The organism is Virgisporangium aurantiacum (assembly GCF_016863635.1).
Classification (GTDB): domain Bacteria; phylum Actinomycetota; class Actinomycetes; order Mycobacteriales; family Micromonosporaceae; genus Virgisporangium; species Virgisporangium aurantiacum.
Genome location: NZ_BOPG01000019.1, coordinates 118,586 through 137,852, shown reverse-complemented (window position 1 = coordinate 137,852; position 19,267 = coordinate 118,586). Strand labels below are relative to the sequence as shown.

Below are 19,267 nucleotides of genomic sequence, written 5' to 3'. Positions count from 1 at the left end.
GTGGCGACCACCCCACGGTCATCCCGCCGCGGAGGGCTGCGGCGTCGACGGCGGCGGCGCCGGGGGCGGTGCCGCCGGCAGTGCCGGCTGTGCGGGCCCGGCCCGCCGGGCCACCACCGTGACCAGCACCTCGAAGGCCGCCGCGACGACGATGATCACCAGCAACGACATCCAGGACGACAGGATCAGCGCGAACAGCGCGGCGACCACGACACCGCCGATGCGGACCGCGTCGAGGTGCCGGGCGATCCATCCCGGTCCACGGGCGGCCGCGACCCGGGAGCCGCGACCGAGTCCGCGACCGGTTGCCCGCGTGGCCGCGGCGATCCGTCCGCGCAGCCACACCGGTGCGCGGCCGGGGCCGATCAGGTACATCAGCACCGCAAGAACGGCGCCGATCCAGATCAGCTGGGTGCCCCGGGTCCGCAGGCCCGCGAAGACGGTCGTGAGCGTCGCGTCGACGCCGTTCCGGTAGGTGCCGTCCGGCACCTCCAGCAGCAGTTCGCCGCGGACGCGGCGGAGCACCGCCGTCACCGCGACGGCCGCCACCACGAGCCACAGCCCGAACTGGAGCAGCGTGCGGCGGCGACCCGGCGACACGAGCAGGGCCAGCAGCAGCAACGCGATCGTGGCGACCACGAACAGGATGAGGTCGCGCCGGGCGGTGGCGACGGCGTCCTGCACAGCGGCGAGCTTGCCCGAGTCGTAGACGGTGAACCGGGCGAAGTTCTGCGGCAGGGACACGCCGACGGCGTCCTCCACCCGGGTCCGCAGGTTGTCCGGTATCTCGCTGGTGCCGAGGTCGGGCAGGGAGATCTGTTTGCCGAACAGCGTGGGCAGGTTCGAGCTCAGCTCGCGGAGCACCTGGTTGATCAGGGGCAGCAGGTCGATCTCGATGCGGTCGTCGCGCACGATCACGAGCCCGTCGGTGTCGTTCAGGATGGCGAGCGCGCGGGTGTGCACCCGCCGGTTGGCCTCCACCCAGATCCGCTGGAACCGGTCGCTGACCAGCACGTCGTTGACCGTCTTGCGGACCACCTCGCGGATCTGGCCGGTCAACGGTCCGGCGACGAACGCGGCCCGGTCGGGCAGCACCTCGCGTAACCGGTTCTCGACGTCGAGCACGCGGAACAGTTCGGTCGTCGCGTACTCGGACATGGCCGCGGACACCTGCGGATCGCGCGGCAACGGGGCCACCGTCGCCACCCACCGGTCGGTGTCGAACGCGGTCCTCGCCGCCCACACCCCGACGGTGCTGAGCACCAGCGCGAACGCGCCGATCGCGACCAGCACGGCGGCGGTCACCCGGCGGATCGCGGGAACGACCGCGGCGCGGCGTTGGCGGGTGTCCAGCTTGGCCCGTAACGCGGACACCTCCAGGCGTAACCGGTCCAGTTCCTCGTCGGCGGTGCCGTCGGAGTCGACGTCGGTGGCCGGGGAGGTCATCGCGACACCTCGCGTCCGTGCACGACGAGCGCGTAGATGACGATGACGTCGAGACTGATGGCGATGACGCTCCAGAACGGGTAACTGGCCGCGAACGCGAAGTTGAGCAGGGCGTCGAACGCCAGCAGGACGACGGCGACCCAGCGGGCCCACATCCGTCCGCTCAGCAGTTCATAACCCGCGGCGGCGACGAACGCGCCGAACAGCAGCAGCGTCCAGCCCCAGACCTGGTAACTCACGTCGACCATCAGGTCGGACTGCGCGGCGTAGTAGTCCTCGTCGAGCAGCGCCACGAGGCCCTGGATCATGTTCAGCACGCCACCGGCGATCATGACGAGACCCGCGAACACGATCCAGCCGACCCAGGGCGTCAGGCGTGGGGCAGGGCGGCTGGTGGTCGGGGGCGTCATCACGGGTACGCGCGGGGAACGGGCCGCACCCGCGGCGTCGGCGGTTGGATGGCGGCCCGTGCGGTACCGGCCACCAGGGAACCGATCGCTGCTCCGATGACCAGGTTGAGGATGGACGTGCACACGCGCGACGCGGTCTCGGCCTCGACCATGAACGGCGCCAGCATGCCGGCGAGCGTCGCCAGGCCGATCGCCCAGGCGAAGAACAGCATCGGCCGCGGCGTGGTGAGCAGCAGCACGTGCATGAGTCCCGTCGCGACGAGGGCCGCGCAGGCCGCGCCGAACGCGTACCAGAACGTGTTGGCGCTGCCCCAGACGCCCTCACCCTTCGGCGCGAGGATGGGCACGTCGAACAGGCCCCGGGTGAGGAGGATGCCGACGACGGAGATCAGCCCCGCGACGAGGGCAGTGGCCAGGCCACCGGACCACAGCCGACCCGCGTTCACCGACGGGCGCTGTGGTGCCGCTTGGGGTTCGTACATGATGCGGTCCTCCTCCGTACGGCGTCCTGCCGACCCTCCGTGAGGCGCGGTGCCGGTGCCTCATCCGGGGTGGATGACCCCCGGGCTGGGCTCGACACCCACCTCCCGGGACGCGGTCAGGGTCATTCCCCCGGAGTGAGGTGGGCGGTGTCGGGGCCGTGGCTCACTGGGCGGGCGCCGTTCACCGTCTCCCCCGTGGCGGTGAACGGCGGCGCAACGCAGTCGCCGCCGCACGGTGGCGGTACCCCGGGATAAGCAACGAAGGGAAGTGCACGTCATGGCAACACTGGTCGCCATCGGGTATCCCGACGAGACCACCGCCACCGCCGCATCGCTGGAAGCGAGTCGGATGGCCAAGGACCTCATCATCCAGCCCGACGCGATCGCGGTGATCATCCGCGACAAGGAGGGCAAGTTCCACGTCACGACGACGCACCACGCGGTGGGCGCCGGCGCGACCTGGGGCATGTTCTGGGGCTTCCTGTTCGGCCTCCTGTTCTTCGTGCCGTTCTTCGGCATGGCGGTCGGTGCCGGCATGGGCGCGCTCATGGGCAAGATGACCAAGGGCGCGATCAACAAGGAGTTCCAGGACCAGGTGCGCGACCTGGTGCAGCCCGGCACGTCGGCGCTGTTCCTCGTCGTCGAGAAGGTCACCCCGGACAAGGCCGTCGAGGGCCTGGCCCGCTACGGCGGTACGGTGCTCAAGTCGTCGCTGTCCAAGGAGACCGAGGCCGAACTGCAGGCAGCCCTGCACGGCGAGAAGACCGCCGCCGACGCGTGACCGATCCGTACAGACGCCGCAGGCCGATCCGGTGTTCCGGACCGGCCTGCGGCGCGTTGCGCTCAGATGGTGTTCACCGCCTGCACCGCCTTGTTGGCGGCCGACGCGATCCGGGCGGAGCCGACCAGGGGAGCGAGCTCCACGAGAACGGCCCGGATCGTCGCCGGGTCGAGCCCGGCGTCCCCGGCGAGCCGGAGATGCACCACGTACGACCCGGTCGGCCCGTCGAGCGCGACGAGCGCGGCCAGCCTGACGAGCAGCGCCGTCCGCTCGTCGAGCCCTGACGCGGTGAGCGCGGTGGCGTTCAGGCGGGCCAGTTCCGCGGCCACCGGGCCGCCGTCGTCTTTGAGTGCCTGGAGCAGGTCCTCCAGGTCGGTCTTTGCCGTCGTCGGCGGTCTGGGCATCGCGGTCCTCCCTGTTGCGGCTGTCCACGTGGGTCCGACCTCGATCGGACGGACCAAGAGTCACCGGCGGCGACCGTGACGGGCTCATCCCGGACGGGCGATTCCGGTGCTCGTCCCTGCCGGGTGATGCGGGCGCGGGCCGCGCACCGAAGGATGGTCGCCATGCGTACCGACAAGGCCGGTCCGTGACCGCGGACACCTCGCGCCGCGCGGACGTGCGGCGCTGGATCCCCGGTCTCGACGCCGTGCTGACGTACAAGCCGGCCTGGCTGCCCCGCGACATCATCGCCGGGGTCGTGCTGACCGCGCTGCTCGTGCCGCAGGGCATGGCCTACGCGGAACTGGCCGGCCTGCCGGCGATCACGGGCCTGTACACCACGATCTTCTGCCTGCTGGGGTACGCGGTGTTCGGGCCGTCGCGGGTGCTGGTCCTCGGGCCGGACTCGTCGCTCGGGCCGATGATCGCCGCGGTGATCATCCCGATCGTCGGGTCGGGCGGCGATCCCGCCCGGGCGGTGGCGCTGGCCTCGATGCTGGCGTTGCTGGTCGGGCTGATGACGGTGCTCGCCGGCATCGGCCGGTTCGGTTTCATCGCCGACCTGCTGTCCCGGCCGACCCAGATCGGCTACATGAACGGGCTGGCGCTGACGATCCTGGTGGGCCAGCTGCCGAAGCTGTTCGGCTTCTCGGTCGACGGTGACGGCCTGATCGCCGAGGCGGCCGGGTTCGTCCGCGGGCTGGTCGACGGGGAGACGGTTCCGGCGGCGGTCACCATCGGCGCCGCCGGGATCGTCGTCATGCTCGCCCTGCAACGGTGGCTGCCGAAGGTGCCGGCCGTGCTGGTCGCCGTCGTCGCCTCGATCGCCGCGGCCGTCGTGTTCGACGTGAGCTCGCGCGGCGTCGACCTGGTGGGCGAGCTGCCGCGCGGCTTCCCGCCGTTCACGATCCCCTGGTTGTCCTGGTCGGACCTGCCGCTGCTGATCGTGGGCGCCGCGGGCATCACGCTGGTCTCGGTGACCGACACGATCTCGACCGCGTCGTCGTTCGCCGCCCGAGCCCACCAGGAGGTACGCGGCAACCAGGAGATGATCGGCATCGGCTCGGCGAACCTCGCGGTGTCGTTCTTCCAGGGCTTCCCGGTGAGCACCAGCGGATCGCGCACCGCGGTCGCGATGCGGTCCGGCGCGAAGACCCAGCTGACCGGCGTGGTGGGGGCGGCACTGATCCTGCTGATGCTGCTCCTCGTGCCCGGCCTGCTGCGGAACATGCCCCAGCCGACGCTGGCCGCCGTGGTGATCGTCGCGTCGCTGTCGCTGGCTGACCTGTCGGGTGTGAAGCGGCTGTGGCGGCAGCGGCGGGTGGAGTTCATCCTGTGCATGGCGGCGTTCCTCGGCGTGGCGCTGCTCGGCGTCCTGCCGGGCATCGGGGTGGCCGTCGCGCTGTCCGTCCTCAACGTCTTCCGCCGGGCGTGGTGGCCCTACCAGGCCGAACTCGGCCGGGCCGAGGGCGTCGCCGGCTATCACGACCTGCGGTCCTACCCCGACGCCGAACGCCTGCCCGGCCTGGTGCTGTTCCGCTTCGACGCGCCGCTGATCTTCGCCAACGCCCGATCGTTCCGGGAGGAGGTCAGCCGGCTTTCCCGCACCGATCCGCGACCGCGCTGGATCGTGGTGGCGGCCGAGCCGATCACCGACATCGACACCACCGCCGCGGACATGCTCGAGGACCTCGATGAGGACCTCAACGCCGAGGGGATCTCCCTGGTGTTCGCGGAACTGAAGGACCCGGTGCGGGAGAAGATCGACCGCTACAAGTTGACCCGCACGATCGATCCCGCGCACTTCTTCCCCACCATCGAGGATGCCGTCGCGACCTACCGGGCACAGACCGGTGCCGGGTGGGCCACCGACGACCCGCCGTCCAGGAGGTCACCATGACGCCGTTCACCAGTGACGACTACGCCGCGCGGATGGCGCGGGCGACCGGGGCGGCCCGGGAGGCGGGACTCGGCGGGGTGCTCGTGGCGCCCGGTCCGGACCTGGTCTGGCTCACCGGCTACCAGCCCACGGCGATCACCGAGCGGCTCACGCTGCTGGTCCTCGCGCCCGACCAGAAGCCGACGATCGTCGTGCCGGCGCTGGAACGCCCGGACGTCGAGGCCGCCGTCGGCGCCCCCGCACTGTCCATTGTGGACTGGCGGGACGGCGACGACCCGTACGGCACGGTCGGGCCGTTGCTCGGCCGGGGCGGCCGGTTCGGGGTCTCCGACTCCACCTGGGCCCTGCACCTGCTGGGCCTGCAGCGCCTCCGGGCCGACGCCGGCCTCAGCACCGGCTCGGATGCCGGCTTCGCCGCGCTGACCGACTGCATGCCGATGCTGCGGGCGATCAAGGACCGGCACGAACTCGAGCGGCTCACCGCCGCCGGCGCCGCGGCGGACTCCAGCTTCGAACGGATCGTCTCGGTGACGTTCGCCGGCCGCCGGGAACTCGACGTCGCCGCGGACCTGGCGGACCTGCTGCGCGAGTTCGGGCACGAGCAGGTCGACTTCACCGTCGTCGGATCCGGGCCGAACGGGGCCAACCCGCACCACGAGGCGGGCCCGCGGACGATCGAGCCCGGCGACACCGTCGTGCTCGACTTCGGCGGCCTGATGAACGGCTACGGCTCCGACACCACCCGCACGGTGAGCGTCGGCGAGCCCTCCGACGAGGTCCGCACGGTGCACTCGATCGTGCGGCGCGCGCAGCAGGCGGCGTTCGAGGCCGTCCGTCCCGGCGCCACCTGCCAGGACATCGACCGCGTGGCGCGCCGCGTGATCGCCGACGCGGGCTACGGCGAGCGGTTCATTCACCGCACCGGGCACGGCATCGGCGTCACGACGCACGAGCCGCCGTACATCGTGGAGGGCGAGGAGCAGCCGCTCGTGCCGGGCATGTGCTTCTCCATCGAGCCCGGCATCTACCTGCCGGGCCGGTTCGGCGTGCGCATCGAGGACATCGTCACGGTGACGCCGAACGGCGGGCAGCGGCTGAACAACACCAGCCGCGACCTGCACGTGGTGGCCTGACGGTCAGCTGATCTGGCGCCTGATGGTCAGCCGATCCACGGCCTGACGGTCAGCTGAGCCTGTCGCCGCAGGCCGCGGAGCGTGGCCGCCAGCGACCGGTAGAGCGGGTACCCGCACAGCACACCGAGCGCCACGGCCATCATCGACCCGATCATGCCGAGGAAGTCCTGCAGGCCGGTCGCGGCGTCCTCGCCCAGGTACTCGGCGATCCCGATCAGCCCGAGGGCGCCGGGAACGAGCAGCCAGAACGCGGGCAGGAACGACACCAGCGCCGGCGGCCCGGACGGCAGGCGGGCGACCAGGTACGCCGCCGGGGTCATCACGAGCGCGCCGACGAAGCCGCTCAGGTAGCCGCCCAACAGCAGGTCGCCGACGTACTGCCCGGCCCAGGCGACGTACAGCACCAGGCACAGCCAGGGCAGCGAGCGCGGCGGCGCCGAGTTGTAGAGGTAGCTGCCGATCCCGACGAGGAGCACCCCCACTCCGGGGGCCCACCAGCCGACCAGGTTCGTCTTGTCGTCGACCAGTTCGTCCGTCGCCGGCAGCCCCACCACCTGCGCCGCCGCGACGATCCCGAACGCGAGCAGCAGGAGCTGCAGGACGCCGGCGACCAGGCGGCTGGCACCGGTCACGAGCTGGGCGGCCGACAGCTCGACGACGGCCATCGTCAGCGTCGCTCCCGGCAGGAACGTCACCAGGGGCGCCACCATCGAGCGCACGTCGGCGTCGGCCCAGCCGCGGTGCGACAGGAAGAACGTGACCGCCGCGACGAAGAACGCGGCACCGACCGGCATGATCATCTGCGTGCTCGTCCAGCGCTGGCCGACCCGCTTGAGGAGTCCGACCAGAATGCCGAACAGCCCCGCCAGCGCGAGGTCGGCGGGGGTGGGCTGCAGGACCAGGCAGATGCCGACGGTCAGCACCAGGTGGCCGACGATCGTGGCGGCGAGGCCGAACCGCGGCGGGCTGTTGACGATGCGGCCGATCAGCCGGGTTCCCTCGCGGGGCGACAGGTCACCGCGCTCGGCCGACTTCAGCACCTGGAACACGGCCGAGGTCTGGTCGAGGCGCAGCCCGCCGCGCAACTGGCCGGTCGGTTCGAGCGTCACCGGGCGCCCGGGATCCAGCGCGACGACGATCGACGTCGGCAGCACGCCGAACCGCGCGTCCGGCGCGCCGTACGCGCGGGCGACCCGCCCCAGGTGGTCCTCGATCTCGTTGACCGCCTCACCGGAGGCGGTCAACGCGCTGCCGAGGTAGAGCAGGAACTGCTGGAGATCCTGCCGCTTCCGTTCCGTCGCCCGGATGGTCGTCCTGACGATCGCCCGGTGCGGACGCCGGGACGCCCGCACCGCGCGCACGCCGTCCTACCGTCCGTCGGCGTAGGTACGAAGGAACAACGCCTCGGTCAACGCCATCCCGGCGATCTCGGTGGGATCGACGCTCTCGTTCGGGGCGTGCATCAGGCACATCGGGTCCTCGACACCCATGAGGATGATCTCCGCATCGGGGTAGGTGTCGGCGAACACGGTGCACAGCGGGATGGAGCCGCCCTGCCCCAGCGAGGCCATCTCCCGGCCGTAGGCCTGGCGCATCGCGTCGGCGAGCGCCGCGTACGCCGGGCCGCCCGTCTGGGCCTGGAAGGGCTCGCCGAACCCCTCCCGCTCGACCGTGACCCGCACGCCCCACGGTGCGGCGGCGTGCAGGTGCGCGACGAGGGCGTCGGCCGCCTTGTGCGGATCGATGCCCGGCGGTACCCGCAGATTGAGCCGGGCCCGCGCCTCCGGTTGCACCGCCGACGCGGAGCCCACCACCGGCGGGCAGTCCATGCCGAGCACGGTGACGGCGGGACGCGCCCATATCATGTCCGGCACCGCGCCGTCACCGAGCAGCGAGACGCCGTCGAGGACGCCGGCGTCGGCGCGGAACCGGTCCGTCGGATAGTCCTCGCCGGACCACGTCAACGTCGAGTCGAGGCCGTCGATCGTGGTGTTGCCGGCCCGGTCGCGGAGCGACGCCAGCATGTGGATGAGCGCCGCGAGCGCGTCCGGCGCGGCGCCGCCGAACATGCCCGAGTGCACCTCCGACCGGAGCGCCCGCACCGTGACCACCACGTTGACGAGACCGCGCAGGCTCACCGTCACGGCCGGCACGCCGACGGCGGCGTTCCCGGTGTCGCACACCAGGATCGCGTCGGCGCGCAGGAGATCGGCGTTACGGGGGACGAAGTCCTCCAGGCCGCCGGTGCCCTGCTCCTCGCTGCCCTCGACGATCAGCTTGAGGTTCACGGGTACGTCGTCGCCGAGGGCGCGCAGCGCGGTGAGGTGCATGACGATGTTGCCCTTGCAGTCGGCCGCTCCCCGCCCGTACCAGCGCCCCCGCACCTCGGTCAGCTCGAACGGCGGCGTCCGCCACGCGTGCTCGTCCAGCGGTGGTTGGACGTCGTAGTGGGCGTACAGCAGCACGGTCGGCGCGTCCGGGGTGGCGCTCCGGCGCTCGCCGTACACCGCCGAACTGCCGTCGGCCGTCTCCACGAGGCGCACGTCGGTGAAGCCCACCTCGGTGAACCGGTCCACGACCCACCGCGCCGCCCGACCGCACTCCTCGGCGGGATACTGGCGCGGATCGGCCACCGACCGGTGCGCGACCAGTTCCGCCAGGTCCGTCCGGGCCCGGTCCATCAGCCCGGCGACCCGTTCCCGAAGCTCCACGGGGCTCACCCCTTCGCCACGTCTGCGGTCTTGAGGTCGTCGGCGAACTTCTGGAACTCCTCGATGTACTGGGGGCAGTAGACCTTGATGACCAGGAGCTGTCCCTTGAGGATGTTGTTGTCGGCGATGACCGGCCGGGTGCCGGGACCGCCGGCGCCGTTGGTCATCATCCCGTACACCGTCCCGCGGCCGAGTGCGCTCACCGGGTCGGCGCAGGTGGCGCCGCCGTCGTCACCGAGCACGGCGACGATCTGGTCCTTCGAGGGCGAGCGCAGCCCGGCCGAGTTCAGCTCGGTGATGAGCTGGTCTGCCTTGGCCTCCGCCTGTTGCTGGTCCCGGGACGAATCGAAGATCAGCAGTGCGGTTCCCGCCATGACGACGAAGATGAGTCCGAGCACCCAGTAGGTGATCTTCCTGTTTCGGTCGGAGTGGTCCACCCAGGCGGTCATGCCGTCACCTCCTCCGCTCCTTCGTCGACGGTCTTCCACGAGGGCTTGCGGGCCCGGTAGAAGAGGTAGGGGACCAGGAGGCCGAGGCCGAGGGCACCGCCCGCGACGACCGCCACGTAGATGCCGGCGTTGCCGGACTCGAACTGGGACGGCGGGATGAACCCGATCAGCAGGGCGGCCAGCGAGGCGGCGAAACCGATGCCGCAGAGGCCGACGAGCATCGGTGCCCGGTAGCCGCGCGGGTGGTCGGGGTGCTTGCGCCGCAGCTTCACCGCGGCCACGAACATCAGCAGGTACATGATCAGGTACACCTGGGTCGTGATCACCGAGAAGATCCAGTACGCGCTGGAGACGTCGGGGATGAACGCGTAGGCCATCGCGATGACGGTGGTGACGACACCCTGGGTCACCAGGATGTTCTGCTGCACGCCGTGCTTGTTGAGGCGCTGAAGGAAGGGAGGAAGGTAGCCCTCCTTGCGCGAGATCAGCAGCAGACCCCGGGACGGTCCGGCGAGCCAGGTCAGCATGCCGCCGAGCGAGGCCATCACCAGCATGATGCCGATGATCGGGGTCAACCACTGCGACCCGAACTCGGCGAAGATGGCGTCGAAGGCCTGCATGATCCCGGCCGTCAACGACAACTGCTCGGCCGGCACGATCCAGCTGATGGCCAGCGCCGGCAGGATGAAGATGACCAGCACCAGACCCATCGACATGAAGATGGCCCGCGGGAACTCCTTCGCCGGGTTGCGCAGCGACCCGACGTGCACCGCGTTCATCTCCATGCCCGAGTACGACAGGAAGTTGTTGACGATCAGCACGAGGCTCGCCAGGCCCGCCCACGCCGGCAGCAGGTGGTCGGCGCTCATCGGGGCGGCGGACTCGTTGCCCTGTCCCAGGAACGCCATGCCGAGGATCACCAGCAGGGCGCCCGGGATCAGGGTCCCGATGATGAGGCCGCCGCTCGCCAGGCCGGCGACGCCGCTGGTGCCGCGCGACGACACCCACACGCCCGTCCAGTAGCAGACCATGATGACGAGCGCGGTCCAGACGCCGCTCGCCGCGAGGTCGGGGTTGAAGACGTACGCCAGCGTGCTCGCGACGAACCCGAGCAGGCTGGGGTAGTAGAAGATCGTCATGGCGAACTGGCACCAGACGGCGAGGAAACCGGCCGGCTTGGAGATGCCCTCGCTGACCCAGTTGTAGACACCGCCGCTCCAGCCGGACGCCAGTTCGGCCGACACCAGCGAGGTCGGCAACAGGAACACCAGGGCCGGTATCAGGTAGAGGAAGATGCAGGCGAGGCCGTACACGGCCATGGTGGGAGACGGTCGCAGGCTCGCGACCGAACTCGTGGTCATCAGGGCCAGCGCCACCCACGAGATGTACCTGGTGGTGGTGGCGCGGGCGGGCCGGGCCGCGGCCTGCGCCTCGGCAGGTACGGATCCCGGTCGGGGGGCGGGAGTTTCCATCGCACTCATGCGATCGCCTCGCTCACGTCGCTTCCCTTCCGTTCGGGTGGTGCGGCTGATCGGCATCATGGGCGCGACGCGCGGGGCCAGGCATCATCCGGTGTGGATTAACCGGGCCGGCCAGGCTCGCCGTCGGCGACCGGATCGACGACCTGATCGGTCACCGGATCGGTCACCGCCGACGCGCGCCGCTCCAGGCCCACCCGGGTCGCGGTGGCGAGCTGGCGGATGCCGAAGCCGATGAAGATCATGTCGCCGATCATCTGACCGGTGACGAGCAGCCGGGCATCCTCGCTGTGCGGCGTGATGTCGCCGAAACCCGTCGTCGAGAACACGGTGACACTGAAATAGAGCGTGTCGGTGCGGCTCAGCGCCGAGCCGAAGTTGTCGGTCGACGAGCGGGCCATCAGGTAGTACGCCGCGGCGAACACCAGCAGGAACATGGGCGCCGCGAGCGCGAGCGTCTCGATCGCCCGCATCCGCGGGTAGTCCGACCTGATGATCGCCCGGACGTGCCAGGCGAGCACGACCCCCACGGTCGCCAGGCCGCCGACGAGCAGCATGACGGTGGCCACGTCGGACCGGTCGGACAGCGGCAGCCAGTAGTAGACGGCCACCGACAGGCCGACGGTGCCGAGCGGCCGGAGCACCATCCGCCGCACCGTGCGGCGGTGCAGGTCCCGGGGCCCGGTCGGTGCGGCGGCGGTCACCGGTCGTCAGTTCCAGCCGCCGCGCATCCGCTGCCGGGCGCCGGCGGCGAGGTGTGCGACGTCGAGCATCCCCGCGATGACGACCCAGAACCATTCCCAGCCGGTCAGGCCGACACCGGGTGTGTAGAAGAGGACGTACATCAGGGTCCCGAACGGAAGGAAGATGAGTCCCAGGAGCGGAAAGATCCAGGTGTCGAACGCGGCGTCCACGAACTTCGGCCGGACGATCCAGACCATGAAGAGGGCGAGCCGGGGGAAGACTCCGGCGAAGATCGCGAACAGACATCCCATGGTTCCGCCTCCGTTGCATCGGGTGTGACGAGAGTCGTTTCCGCGCGTCCCGTGGTCATCACCCGCCGAGGGTGAGCAGCGGCCGGTGCCGGTGAACCCGGCGCGGCGGCCGGCCGGGGTCACCCATCGCGGACGATGCCCCGTGCCCGGTGCCGGGCGACGATCGCCGGACCGATGGGCCGCACACCGCAGGGCTGGAGGCGTCGTTGACCGAGGTAGGGAAGGACCGTCCGGAGGCGGCGGTCGACCGGCGCCCGGCCGGCGGGCTGCTGCTCACCGCATGCCTGTCGACGCTCGTGGTCAACGCCAACACGTCGGCGGTGTCGATCCTGCTGCCGGCCATCAGCGAGGACGTCGGCTCGCCCATCTCCGTGCTGCAGTGGGCGGTCACCGGCTACTCGCTCGTCGGCGCGGCCGTCATCGTGACGTCGGGCGCGCTGGCCGACGTGTACGGCCGGCGGAAGGTCTTCATTCTCGGGCTCGTGCTGTTCGTGGCGTCGTGCGTCCTGATCGGGCTCTCGAACAACGCGGCGGGTGTGATCGGTGGGCGCCTGATCCAGGGCGCGGCCGGGTCCACGATCCTGGCGTGCGGGCTCAGCCTGCTGACCGTGGGATCCGCCGGTCAGGGACGGATGAGCGCGGTGTCGCTGTGGGGTGCGGCGTCCGCCGTGGGGGCGGCGGCCGGCCCGCTGGTCGGCGGCGTGCTCGTCGACTTCACCGGTTGGCAGGGGCTCTTCTGGATCGACGCGGTGGTGGCCGCCGCCTGCATCCCGGTGACGCTCCGCTCGGTGGGTGAGTCGCGGGACCCGAACCGGCCGCGCTCCATCGACTGGCTGGGCACGGTCCTGATCGCCGCGATCCTGGCACCGTTCATCCTCGCCGTGAGCCAGGGCTCCGCATGGGGCTGGACGTCGCCCGCGACGATCGGCTGCTTCGTCGTCACGGTCGCCGCGACGTACGGGTTCGTCGTCGCCGAGCGTCGGGTGTCCGCGCCGCTGGTCGACCTGGCCCTGCTGCGCAACAAGGTGCTCGTCACGGCGACCGTCGGCATCCTCATCGGCGCCGGCACGGTCAACGGGCTCGGCTTCCTGCTGAGCATCTACTTCCAGGACCCCGCCACGCTCGACATGTCGCCGCTCGCGGCCGGTCTGGCCACGCTGCCGCTCACCGCAGCGCTGGTCGCGACGGCGCCGCTGGTGGTGGGTCTCGCCCACAAGTTCGGCGTCCGCGCCGTCGTCGGTGCCGGCTTCGCGCTGAGCACCGCCGGCTTCCTCGTGCTGTGCTTCGTTGCAGGCTCGTGGACGTACCTGGCGTTTGTGGTGCCGATGGTGCTCGTGGCGGTCGGTCTGGGCCTGTCGAACGGGCCGTGCTCGTCGGTCGCGACGAGTGCCGTGCCGGCCGACGAGGTGGGCGCGGCCTCGGGCGTGTCGAACATGGCCCGCTACGTCGGCGCGGCCGTCCTGGTCGCCGTCGCGGCCGCCCTGTACGGTTCGGCCGGCGCCGCGGACGCCGACGCGCTCGCCGACGGCTTCTCGCGCGCGTCCCTGGCGCTCACCGTCGTGTCCGCCGTGGGTATCGTCGTCGCCCTGCTCGCCGCCCGGCACCGGATGCACCGGCCGCGGGCCGTCGACTACGCCGCCGCGGCCGCCACGACCACGCACACGGTGCACAAGGTTGACGAGGTGGCCGCCGCCCGGTGACATTGCGCTGTGTCGATCGCGGACCGCCGTTGGATGCTCGCCGTCGCGCTGCTGGGCTATCTGGTCACCGCCTGGGCGTGGGCGCTGGTGGACCCGCTGGTGCCGTTGCTGCGCGGGCCACTCGGGCTGAGTCCGTTGCAGCAGGCGCTCGTGGTGGCGGTCCCGGTGGTGGTGGGCACGCTGGGGCGGATCCCGGCCGGCGCGTTGGCCGACCGGTTCGGTGGTCGGGTCGTCTTCCTGCTGGTCGCGGCCGCGACGTTGGTTGCCCTGCTGGAGTTGGCGGTGTTCGGGCACCGGTCGGTGCCGGGGCTGATGACCGGAGCAGTGCTGGTAGGCGTCGCCGGTTCGACGTTCGCCGTCGCCGTGCCGTTCGTGAGCGCCTGGTTTCCGGGCCCGCATCGCGGCCTGGCCCTCGGCGTGCTCGGCACGGGGCTGTGCGGCAGCGCGATCGGCGGGCTGACCGCCGTGCGGCTGGCCGAGGCGCACGGCATGGTCGCGCCCTACCTCGTCACGGCCGTCCCCCTGGTGGCCTTCCTGGCACTGGCCGGTTCCGTCGTGCGGGACGCGCCGCGACCGGCCCGCCCGCCGGGCCAGCCGGGCCAGCCGGGGCAGCCGCCGGGCGTGCGGCGCCGGCTCGCCACCGCGCTGCGGTGGGGGACCACCTGGCACGCCGCCGCCTGGTACTCGGCGCTCGTCGCGCTGTTCGTCACGTTCTCCAACGCCCTCCCGCTGTACCTGGCCAACGCCTACGACCTCGCCGCCGCCCGGGCCGGCGACCTGATGGCCGCGTTCGTGCTCCTGGCTGTGTTCATGCGGCCCGTCGGCGGCCGGCTCGCGGACCGCCTGTCGCCGCCCCGGCCACTGGCCGTCGCCCTGGGCGCGGTGACCGTGGCCACCGCCGTGCAGGCCGGTACGCCGCCGGTGGCGGTCGTCGTGTTCGGCACGCTGCCGGTGCTCGCCGTGGGGCTGGGCATCGCCAGCACCGCCGTGCTGGCCCAGATCGGAGCCACGGTGCCGGCCGACATGGTGGGTCTCGTCGTCGGCGTGGTGACCGCCGTCGCCGGGGTGGCCGGTTTCGTGAGCCAGCTGCTGATGGCAGCGTCGTTCGACCGGTTCGCCAGCTACGGACCGGCCCTGTGCGTGCTCGCCGCCGGCGCGGCTCTCGCCACCGCGAGCGCGGTGCTCTCGGCTAGCCGACCGGCGGTTGGTGGTAGCGGTTCCGTTGGGGGGTCCGCCGCGGGTCGACGTGGTGGGGCGGGGTGAAGGTGGGGAGGCCGTCACCGGCGGTGTGGACGGTCCAGCCGCCGGGTTCGTGGATCAGGCCGTGGTGGAAGCCGCACAGCAACGTCAGATTGTCGAGCGACGTCGGCCCGCCGGCGGCCCAGGGCGTGACGTGGTGTGCCTCGGTCCATCGTGGACCGCGGTCGCAGCCGGGGAAGGCGCATCCGCCGTCCCTGAAGGTGAGGGCCTGCCGGAGGGTGCTGGTGACGAGGCGTCTGGTGCGGCCGACGTCGAGGGGTTGGCCCGGTCCGTCGAACACGATCGGGAGCAGGCGACTGTCGCACGCGAGGCGGCGGGCGGACTCCGGGGTGACCCGGTCGCCGTTGTCGAGCGTGCCGGCGCCGAGTTCCCGCTTGACCACGTTGTAGGGAATGGTGACCACGATCTGCGGGCGGTCGCCGCCGTTGCGGGGCAGCTCGGTGGTGTTCAGGGCGAGGCGGCCGACCTCGACGAGGGCGTCGGCCCGCCGCTGGGTGGCGGTGCGGCCGTCACGGGCGGGTTCGACGGGGTCGTGCTTCCGGGCGGGATCGCACAGCGGGTCGATCGCGGCGCGGAGGACGGCGGCGCCCTCGTTGGTGAGGCGGCCGGTGATCCGGTAGCCGAAGCCGTACGGGTCGGGGGTCATGGTGAACCCGCGGCCTTCGCGGGCCTTGGCTTCGGCGCGTTCGAGGGCCCGGCGGTCGGCTTCGTCGGCCGCGTCGGGTGCCACGATGTGCAGGATGCGTTGGCCGACGATGGTCAGGTGGTGGGGGTCGAGGTCGCCGGCCACCCGGACGAGTTCCTTGGCCGCCAGCGCGCGGACCTCGATGCCGAGGTCGCTGGGCAGGGCGTCGAGTGCCCGGATGATGGCTTCGGCCTGGTCGAGGTTGATGTCGGCGGTGGCGACGGCGTCCTGGACCGATGTGGCTGCGGTGTCGAGGGCGGCGGCGAGCCGGACGTAGCGTTGGGCCCTGGGCAGGGCCATCCGGTACCGGTTGCGGAGCCAGACGGCGGCCGAGGTGGCACCGTCGCGGCGGGCGATGCCCTGGCCGACGAGTTCGCGGACGCGGGCGAGGAGTGCCGCCTCGGCCTGGACGAGCCACGGCACGAGCAGGTCGAGGTCGGCGACGACGTCGTCGGGTGACAGTGCCCACGGGTGGGCGGTGAGTAGGGGTTCGAGTCGATCCTCCATGCCGAAATGTTCGCACGTATGTACGACAAGAATTCCTAAACCTACCTCAAACAAGCTGTCCATTGTGGACGAAGCACGGGCCGGCACGAACCTCGCAAGCGGGTCATCCGCGCGGGGTGAGGCGGTCGCTGTCGCGTCCGCGATCGTGGATACATGGCGACCCCGGACCAGCAGGTCCAGCGATATCTGACGATCCGGCAGGCGGCGTTCATCGGCGTCGGATCGATGGTCGGAGCGGGCATCTTCGCGTTGCTCGGTGCGGCGGGCTCGGTGGCCGGCGCGGCGGTGTGGTTGTCGTTCCTGATCGCGGGTGCGGTCGCGATACTGCAGGGCTACTCGTTCGCCAAGCTGGGCGCGCGCTACCCGACGGCCGGCGGGCTGCTGGAGTACGTCGCCAAGGGCTTCGGCGACGGCCACCTCACCGGCATCTCCGCCTGGCTCACCTACCTGGCGAACGCCATCGTGACGGCGATGGTCGCGGTGTCGTTCGGCGACTACGCCAGTGCCGTCTTCGCCGACGACAACGCGTCCTGGTCCAAGGCCTTCGCGGTTCTGATCATCCTCCTGATGACCGTGGTGAACATCGTCGGATCGACGCTGGTCGCCCGGGCGCAGACCGTGATCGTGTACGTGGTTCTCAGCATCCTGGTGGTCTTCGCCGTCGTCACGCTCGTGAACATGGACCCGTCGCTGCTGGCGCCGTCGGAGTATCCGCCGCTGCGCGACATCGTCTCCAGCGTGGCGCTGACGTTCTTCGCGTTCCTGGGGTTCGGGATCATCACGTTCACCGCCAAGGACCTGGAACGGCCGGCACACCAGCTGCCGCGGGCGATGTTCCTGGCGCTCGGCATCGCCACGACGATCTACGTCGCGATCGCGCTGGGTGTGTTCGGCGCGCTGCCCGCGAACGAGGTGGTCGACGCCGGCGCCACCGCGCTTGCCGTCGCCGCGCAGCCGTCCCTGGGCGACTTCGGCTACACGCTGATGGCCATCACCGCGCTGTTCGCGACCGCCGGTGCCACCAACGCCGGGCTGTACCCGGCCTCCGGGCTGTCCGAGCGGCTGGTCGTCACCGGGCACTTCCCGCCGGTGATGGCGCGCCGGCTCGGCGGCCGGGCGTCGGCGGGGCTGCTGGTGCAGACCGGCGTGTGCCTGGCGCTCGTGCTGCTGTTCCGGCTGACCGCGATCGCGTCCATCGGCAGCGCCGTGGCGCTGATGATCTTCATCCTGGTCACCGTGGCCCACCTCCGCGTGCGCGCCGACACCGGTGCCAACACCGCCATGCTCGTCCTCGCGATCGCCGCCGCCGGCGTGGTGCTGGTGACGTTCGTGTTCACCGATCTGATCCACTCGCCGACCTCGATGGCGGCCCTGCTGGGCATCATCGCGGTCAGCGCGGGGATCGACCTCGGCTGGAAACGACGTTCGGCGCGGACGCGGACCGTCAACGACACCAGTCGGGAGGAGTAAATGTCCAGGACCGGATCCGCGCCGCCGAGACAGGGGACCGCACCGGGGCTCGGGCTCCCGCAGGCGACCGCGCTCATTCTCGGCAGCATCATCGGGGTCGGCATCTTCAACCTGCCGTACTCGTTGGCGTCGATCGGACCCATCAGCATCGTCGCGATGGCGTTGACCACGGTCGGCGCCCTCGCGTTGGCGCTCATGTTCGCGGCGTTGTCGCGGCGGTTGCCCGCCGACGGCGGTCCGTACGCGTACGCCCGCGCCGCTTTCGGCAACGGCATCGGTTTCACCAACGCCTGGTCGTACTGGATCACCGCCTGGGCCGGCAACGCGGCGATCGTCACCGGGTGGGTCTTCTACGTGGAGAAGTTCCTCAACAAGGACCACGCCTCGATGTGGTCGATCCTCATCGCGCTCGTCGGGTTGTGGATCCCGGCGCTGGTCAACCTCACCGGCGTGAAGAACATGGGCGCGGTCCAGTTGTGGACGTCGGTGATCAAGTTCGTGCCGCTGGCCATCATGTCGACGGTCGGCCTGTTGGCGATCAGTTCGGGCAACTTCACGCCGTGGAACGTCAGCGGTGACTCCACCGTGTCGGCGATCGGCAGCGCGATGGCCATCTGTCTCTTCAGCTACCTCGGTGTGGAGACCGCGGCGGTCGCGGCGGCCAAGGTCCGCGACCCGGAGACGAACATCCCGAAGGCGACCGTCTTCGGGACGTTGGCGGCGGCGGTGGTGTATCTGCTGTCGATGATCGCCGTGTTCGGTTCGATGCCCACCACGGACCTGGCCAAGGACGAGAACAAGGCGTCGTATTCGGCGGCCGCCGACGCGATGGTGGGTGGCGGCTCCTGGGCCGGCACCGCGGTGGCGATCGCGGTCATCATCTCCGGGTTCGGCGCGCTGAACGGCTGGACGATGATCTGCGCCGAGATGCCGCTCGCGGCGGCGAAGGACGGCCTGTTCCCGGGGGTCTTCGGCCGGCTGTCCGGCCGCGGGGTACCGGCGGTCGGGATCGTGGCGTCCACCGTTCTGGCGAGCGTCGCGATGGCCGTGAGCTTCATGGGGACGAGCGGCGCGAGCGTGTTCAACACGCTGGTGCTGATGAGCGGCATCACCGCGGCGATCCCGTACGCGTTCTCGGCGCTCGCACAACTGAAATGGCGGTTGCGGGACCGGAAGGAGCTGCACACACCGAGGTTCGCGCGGGACGCCGGGGTGGCCGTCGTCGCGCTGATCTTCTCGATCCTGTTCATCTACTACTCCCGGAACACCGGCCAGGACAACTGGTACGAGGTCTGGGGCCCGTTCCTGATGGCCGGTGTGGCCCTGCTCATCGGCGTCCCGGTCTATCTCGCGATGCGCACCCGGATGGCCGAACCACCACCCGTCCCGCCCTACCGCTGAACGCCGTTTCCAGCAAAG

18 protein-coding genes are annotated in these 19,267 nt (G+C 71.2%); 7 read left to right on the top strand and 11 right to left on the bottom strand.

Annotation, left to right across the window (positions count from 1 at the left end):
- Positions 1-18: 18 nt before the first annotated feature.
- From Vau01_RS15495 to Vau01_RS15485, 3 genes are read right to left on the bottom strand one after another with little or no spacing between them, the layout of a single operon-like run.
- Positions 19-1,446 (bottom strand): hypothetical protein, encoded by a 1,428-nt coding sequence (locus tag Vau01_RS15495; RefSeq protein ID WP_203992635.1) that lies wholly within the window; start codon positions 1,444-1,446, stop codon positions 19-21.
- On the bottom strand, positions 1,443-1,856 hold the full coding sequence (locus Vau01_RS15490) for a DUF7144 family membrane protein (RefSeq protein WP_203992633.1): 414 nt from the start codon (positions 1,854-1,856) through the stop codon (positions 1,443-1,445). The genes Vau01_RS15495 and Vau01_RS15490 overlap by 4 nt, the downstream gene beginning before the upstream one ends.
- On the bottom strand, positions 1,856-2,338 hold the full coding sequence (locus Vau01_RS15485) for a DUF6069 family protein (protein ID WP_203992630.1): 483 nt from the start codon (positions 2,336-2,338) through the stop codon (positions 1,856-1,858). The genes Vau01_RS15490 and Vau01_RS15485 overlap by 1 nt, the downstream gene beginning before the upstream one ends.
- Before the next feature lie 277 nt (positions 2,339-2,615).
- On the opposite strand from Vau01_RS15485, the gene Vau01_RS15480 reads away from it, so the two are divergent.
- Entirely contained in the window at positions 2,616-3,119 is a 504-nt protein-coding gene (locus tag Vau01_RS15480; RefSeq protein ID WP_203992627.1) for a DUF1269 domain-containing protein, read from the top strand.
- Positions 3,120-3,181: 62 nt separating this feature from the next.
- Here Vau01_RS15480 and Vau01_RS15475 read toward each other — a convergent pair whose 3' ends face one another.
- A complete protein-coding gene (locus tag Vau01_RS15475) occupies positions 3,182-3,523 on the bottom strand; it encodes a carboxymuconolactone decarboxylase family protein (protein WP_203992624.1) in 342 nt (113 codons plus the stop codon).
- Between the two features lie 185 nt (positions 3,524-3,708).
- Between Vau01_RS15475 and Vau01_RS15470 the strand changes: the two genes are divergently transcribed.
- Entirely contained in the window at positions 3,709-5,460 is a 1,752-nt protein-coding gene (locus tag Vau01_RS15470; protein ID WP_239151604.1) for a SulP family inorganic anion transporter, read from the top strand.
- On the top strand, positions 5,457-6,593 hold the full coding sequence (locus Vau01_RS15465) for an aminopeptidase P family protein (protein WP_203992623.1): 1,137 nt from the start codon (positions 5,457-5,459) through the stop codon (positions 6,591-6,593). The genes Vau01_RS15470 and Vau01_RS15465 overlap by 4 nt, the downstream gene beginning before the upstream one ends.
- 26 nt (positions 6,594-6,619) lie before the next feature.
- Here Vau01_RS15465 and Vau01_RS15460 read toward each other — a convergent pair whose 3' ends face one another.
- The 6 genes from Vau01_RS15460 to Vau01_RS15435 form a co-directional block, all read right to left on the bottom strand.
- Positions 6,620-7,954, bottom strand: a complete 1,335-nt coding sequence (locus tag Vau01_RS15460; protein WP_239151603.1) for a threonine/serine exporter family protein — start codon at positions 7,952-7,954, stop codon at positions 6,620-6,622.
- 6 nt (positions 7,955-7,960) lie between these two features.
- Positions 7,961-9,304, bottom strand: a complete 1,344-nt coding sequence (locus Vau01_RS15455; RefSeq protein WP_203992621.1) for a dipeptidase — start codon at positions 9,302-9,304, stop codon at positions 7,961-7,963.
- Positions 9,305-9,309: 5 nt separating this feature from the next.
- Entirely contained in the window at positions 9,310-9,753 is a 444-nt protein-coding gene (locus Vau01_RS15450) for a hypothetical protein (RefSeq protein ID WP_203992619.1), read from the bottom strand.
- Positions 9,750-11,225 (bottom strand): glutamate/gamma-aminobutyrate antiporter GadC, encoded by a 1,476-nt coding sequence (gene gadC, locus Vau01_RS15445; protein ID WP_203992617.1) that lies wholly within the window; start codon positions 11,223-11,225, stop codon positions 9,750-9,752. Before gadC ends, Vau01_RS15450 begins: the two co-directional genes overlap by 4 nt.
- Before the next feature lie 107 nt (positions 11,226-11,332).
- Positions 11,333-11,935, bottom strand: coding sequence for a potassium channel family protein (locus Vau01_RS15440; protein WP_203992615.1), 603 nt, complete (start codon positions 11,933-11,935; stop codon positions 11,333-11,335).
- A 6-nt stretch (positions 11,936-11,941) separates the two neighbouring features.
- Positions 11,942-12,226, bottom strand: coding sequence for a hypothetical protein (locus Vau01_RS15435; RefSeq protein WP_203992613.1), 285 nt, complete (start codon positions 12,224-12,226; stop codon positions 11,942-11,944).
- A gap of 206 nt (positions 12,227-12,432) precedes the next feature.
- On the opposite strand from Vau01_RS15435, the gene Vau01_RS15430 reads away from it, so the two are divergent.
- Together Vau01_RS15430 and Vau01_RS15425 are read left to right on the top strand one after the other, a co-directional pair.
- Positions 12,433-13,926, top strand: coding sequence for an MFS transporter (locus tag Vau01_RS15430; protein WP_203992611.1), 1,494 nt, complete (start codon positions 12,433-12,435; stop codon positions 13,924-13,926).
- A gap of 9 nt (positions 13,927-13,935) precedes the next feature.
- Positions 13,936-15,189, top strand: coding sequence for an MFS transporter (locus Vau01_RS15425; RefSeq protein ID WP_203992608.1), 1,254 nt, complete (start codon positions 13,936-13,938; stop codon positions 15,187-15,189).
- Here Vau01_RS15425 and Vau01_RS15420 read toward each other — a convergent pair.
- Positions 15,116-16,378 carry an HNH endonuclease signature motif containing protein gene (locus Vau01_RS15420; RefSeq protein ID WP_203992605.1) on the bottom strand — a complete coding sequence of 421 codons (1,263 nt, stop codon included), beginning with the start codon at positions 16,376-16,378 and terminating at the stop codon, positions 15,116-15,118. The two genes, Vau01_RS15425 and Vau01_RS15420, sit on opposite strands and share 74 nt — an antisense overlap.
- A 153-nt stretch (positions 16,379-16,531) precedes the next feature.
- On the opposite strand from Vau01_RS15420, the gene Vau01_RS15415 reads away from it, so the two are divergent.
- On the top strand, positions 16,532-17,848 hold the full coding sequence (locus Vau01_RS15415) for an APC family permease (RefSeq protein WP_203992602.1): 1,317 nt from the start codon (positions 16,532-16,534) through the stop codon (positions 17,846-17,848).
- Positions 17,849-19,249 carry an amino acid permease gene (locus Vau01_RS15410; RefSeq protein ID WP_203992599.1) on the top strand — a complete coding sequence of 467 codons (1,401 nt, stop codon included), beginning with the start codon at positions 17,849-17,851 and terminating at the stop codon, positions 19,247-19,249. It abuts the gene before it with no gap.
- The last annotated feature ends 18 nt before the right edge of the window (positions 19,250-19,267 follow it).

Bases quoted from the DNA above. Each gene is read 5' to 3' on its own strand.
- Vau01_RS15495 (WP_203992635.1), bottom strand. From the start codon at position 1,446: ATGACCTCCCCGGCCACCGACGTCGACTCCGACGGCACCGCCGACGAG.
- Vau01_RS15490 (WP_203992633.1), bottom strand. From the start codon at position 1,856: ATGACGCCCCCGACCACCAGCCGCCCTGCCCCACGCCTGACGCCCTGG.
- Vau01_RS15485 (WP_203992630.1), bottom strand. From the start codon at position 2,338: ATGTACGAACCCCAAGCGGCACCACAGCGCCCGTCGGTGAACGCGGGT.
- Vau01_RS15480 (WP_203992627.1), top strand. From the start codon at position 2,616: ATGGCAACACTGGTCGCCATCGGGTATCCCGACGAGACCACCGCCACC.
- Vau01_RS15475 (WP_203992624.1), bottom strand. From the start codon at position 3,523: ATGCCCAGACCGCCGACGACGGCAAAGACCGACCTGGAGGACCTGCTC.
- Vau01_RS15465 (WP_203992623.1), top strand. From the start codon at position 5,457: ATGACGCCGTTCACCAGTGACGACTACGCCGCGCGGATGGCGCGGGCG.
- Vau01_RS15450 (WP_203992619.1), bottom strand. From the start codon at position 9,753: ATGACCGCCTGGGTGGACCACTCCGACCGAAACAGGAAGATCACCTAC.
- gadC (WP_203992617.1), bottom strand. From the start codon at position 11,225: ATGGAAACTCCCGCCCCCCGACCGGGATCCGTACCTGCCGAGGCGCAG.
- Vau01_RS15435 (WP_203992613.1), bottom strand. From the start codon at position 12,226: ATGGGATGTCTGTTCGCGATCTTCGCCGGAGTCTTCCCCCGGCTCGCC.
- Vau01_RS15420 (WP_203992605.1), bottom strand. From the start codon at position 16,378: ATGGAGGATCGACTCGAACCCCTACTCACCGCCCACCCGTGGGCACTG.
- Vau01_RS15415 (WP_203992602.1), top strand. From the start codon at position 16,532: ATGGCGACCCCGGACCAGCAGGTCCAGCGATATCTGACGATCCGGCAG.
- Vau01_RS15410 (WP_203992599.1), top strand. From the start codon at position 17,849: ATGTCCAGGACCGGATCCGCGCCGCCGAGACAGGGGACCGCACCGGGG.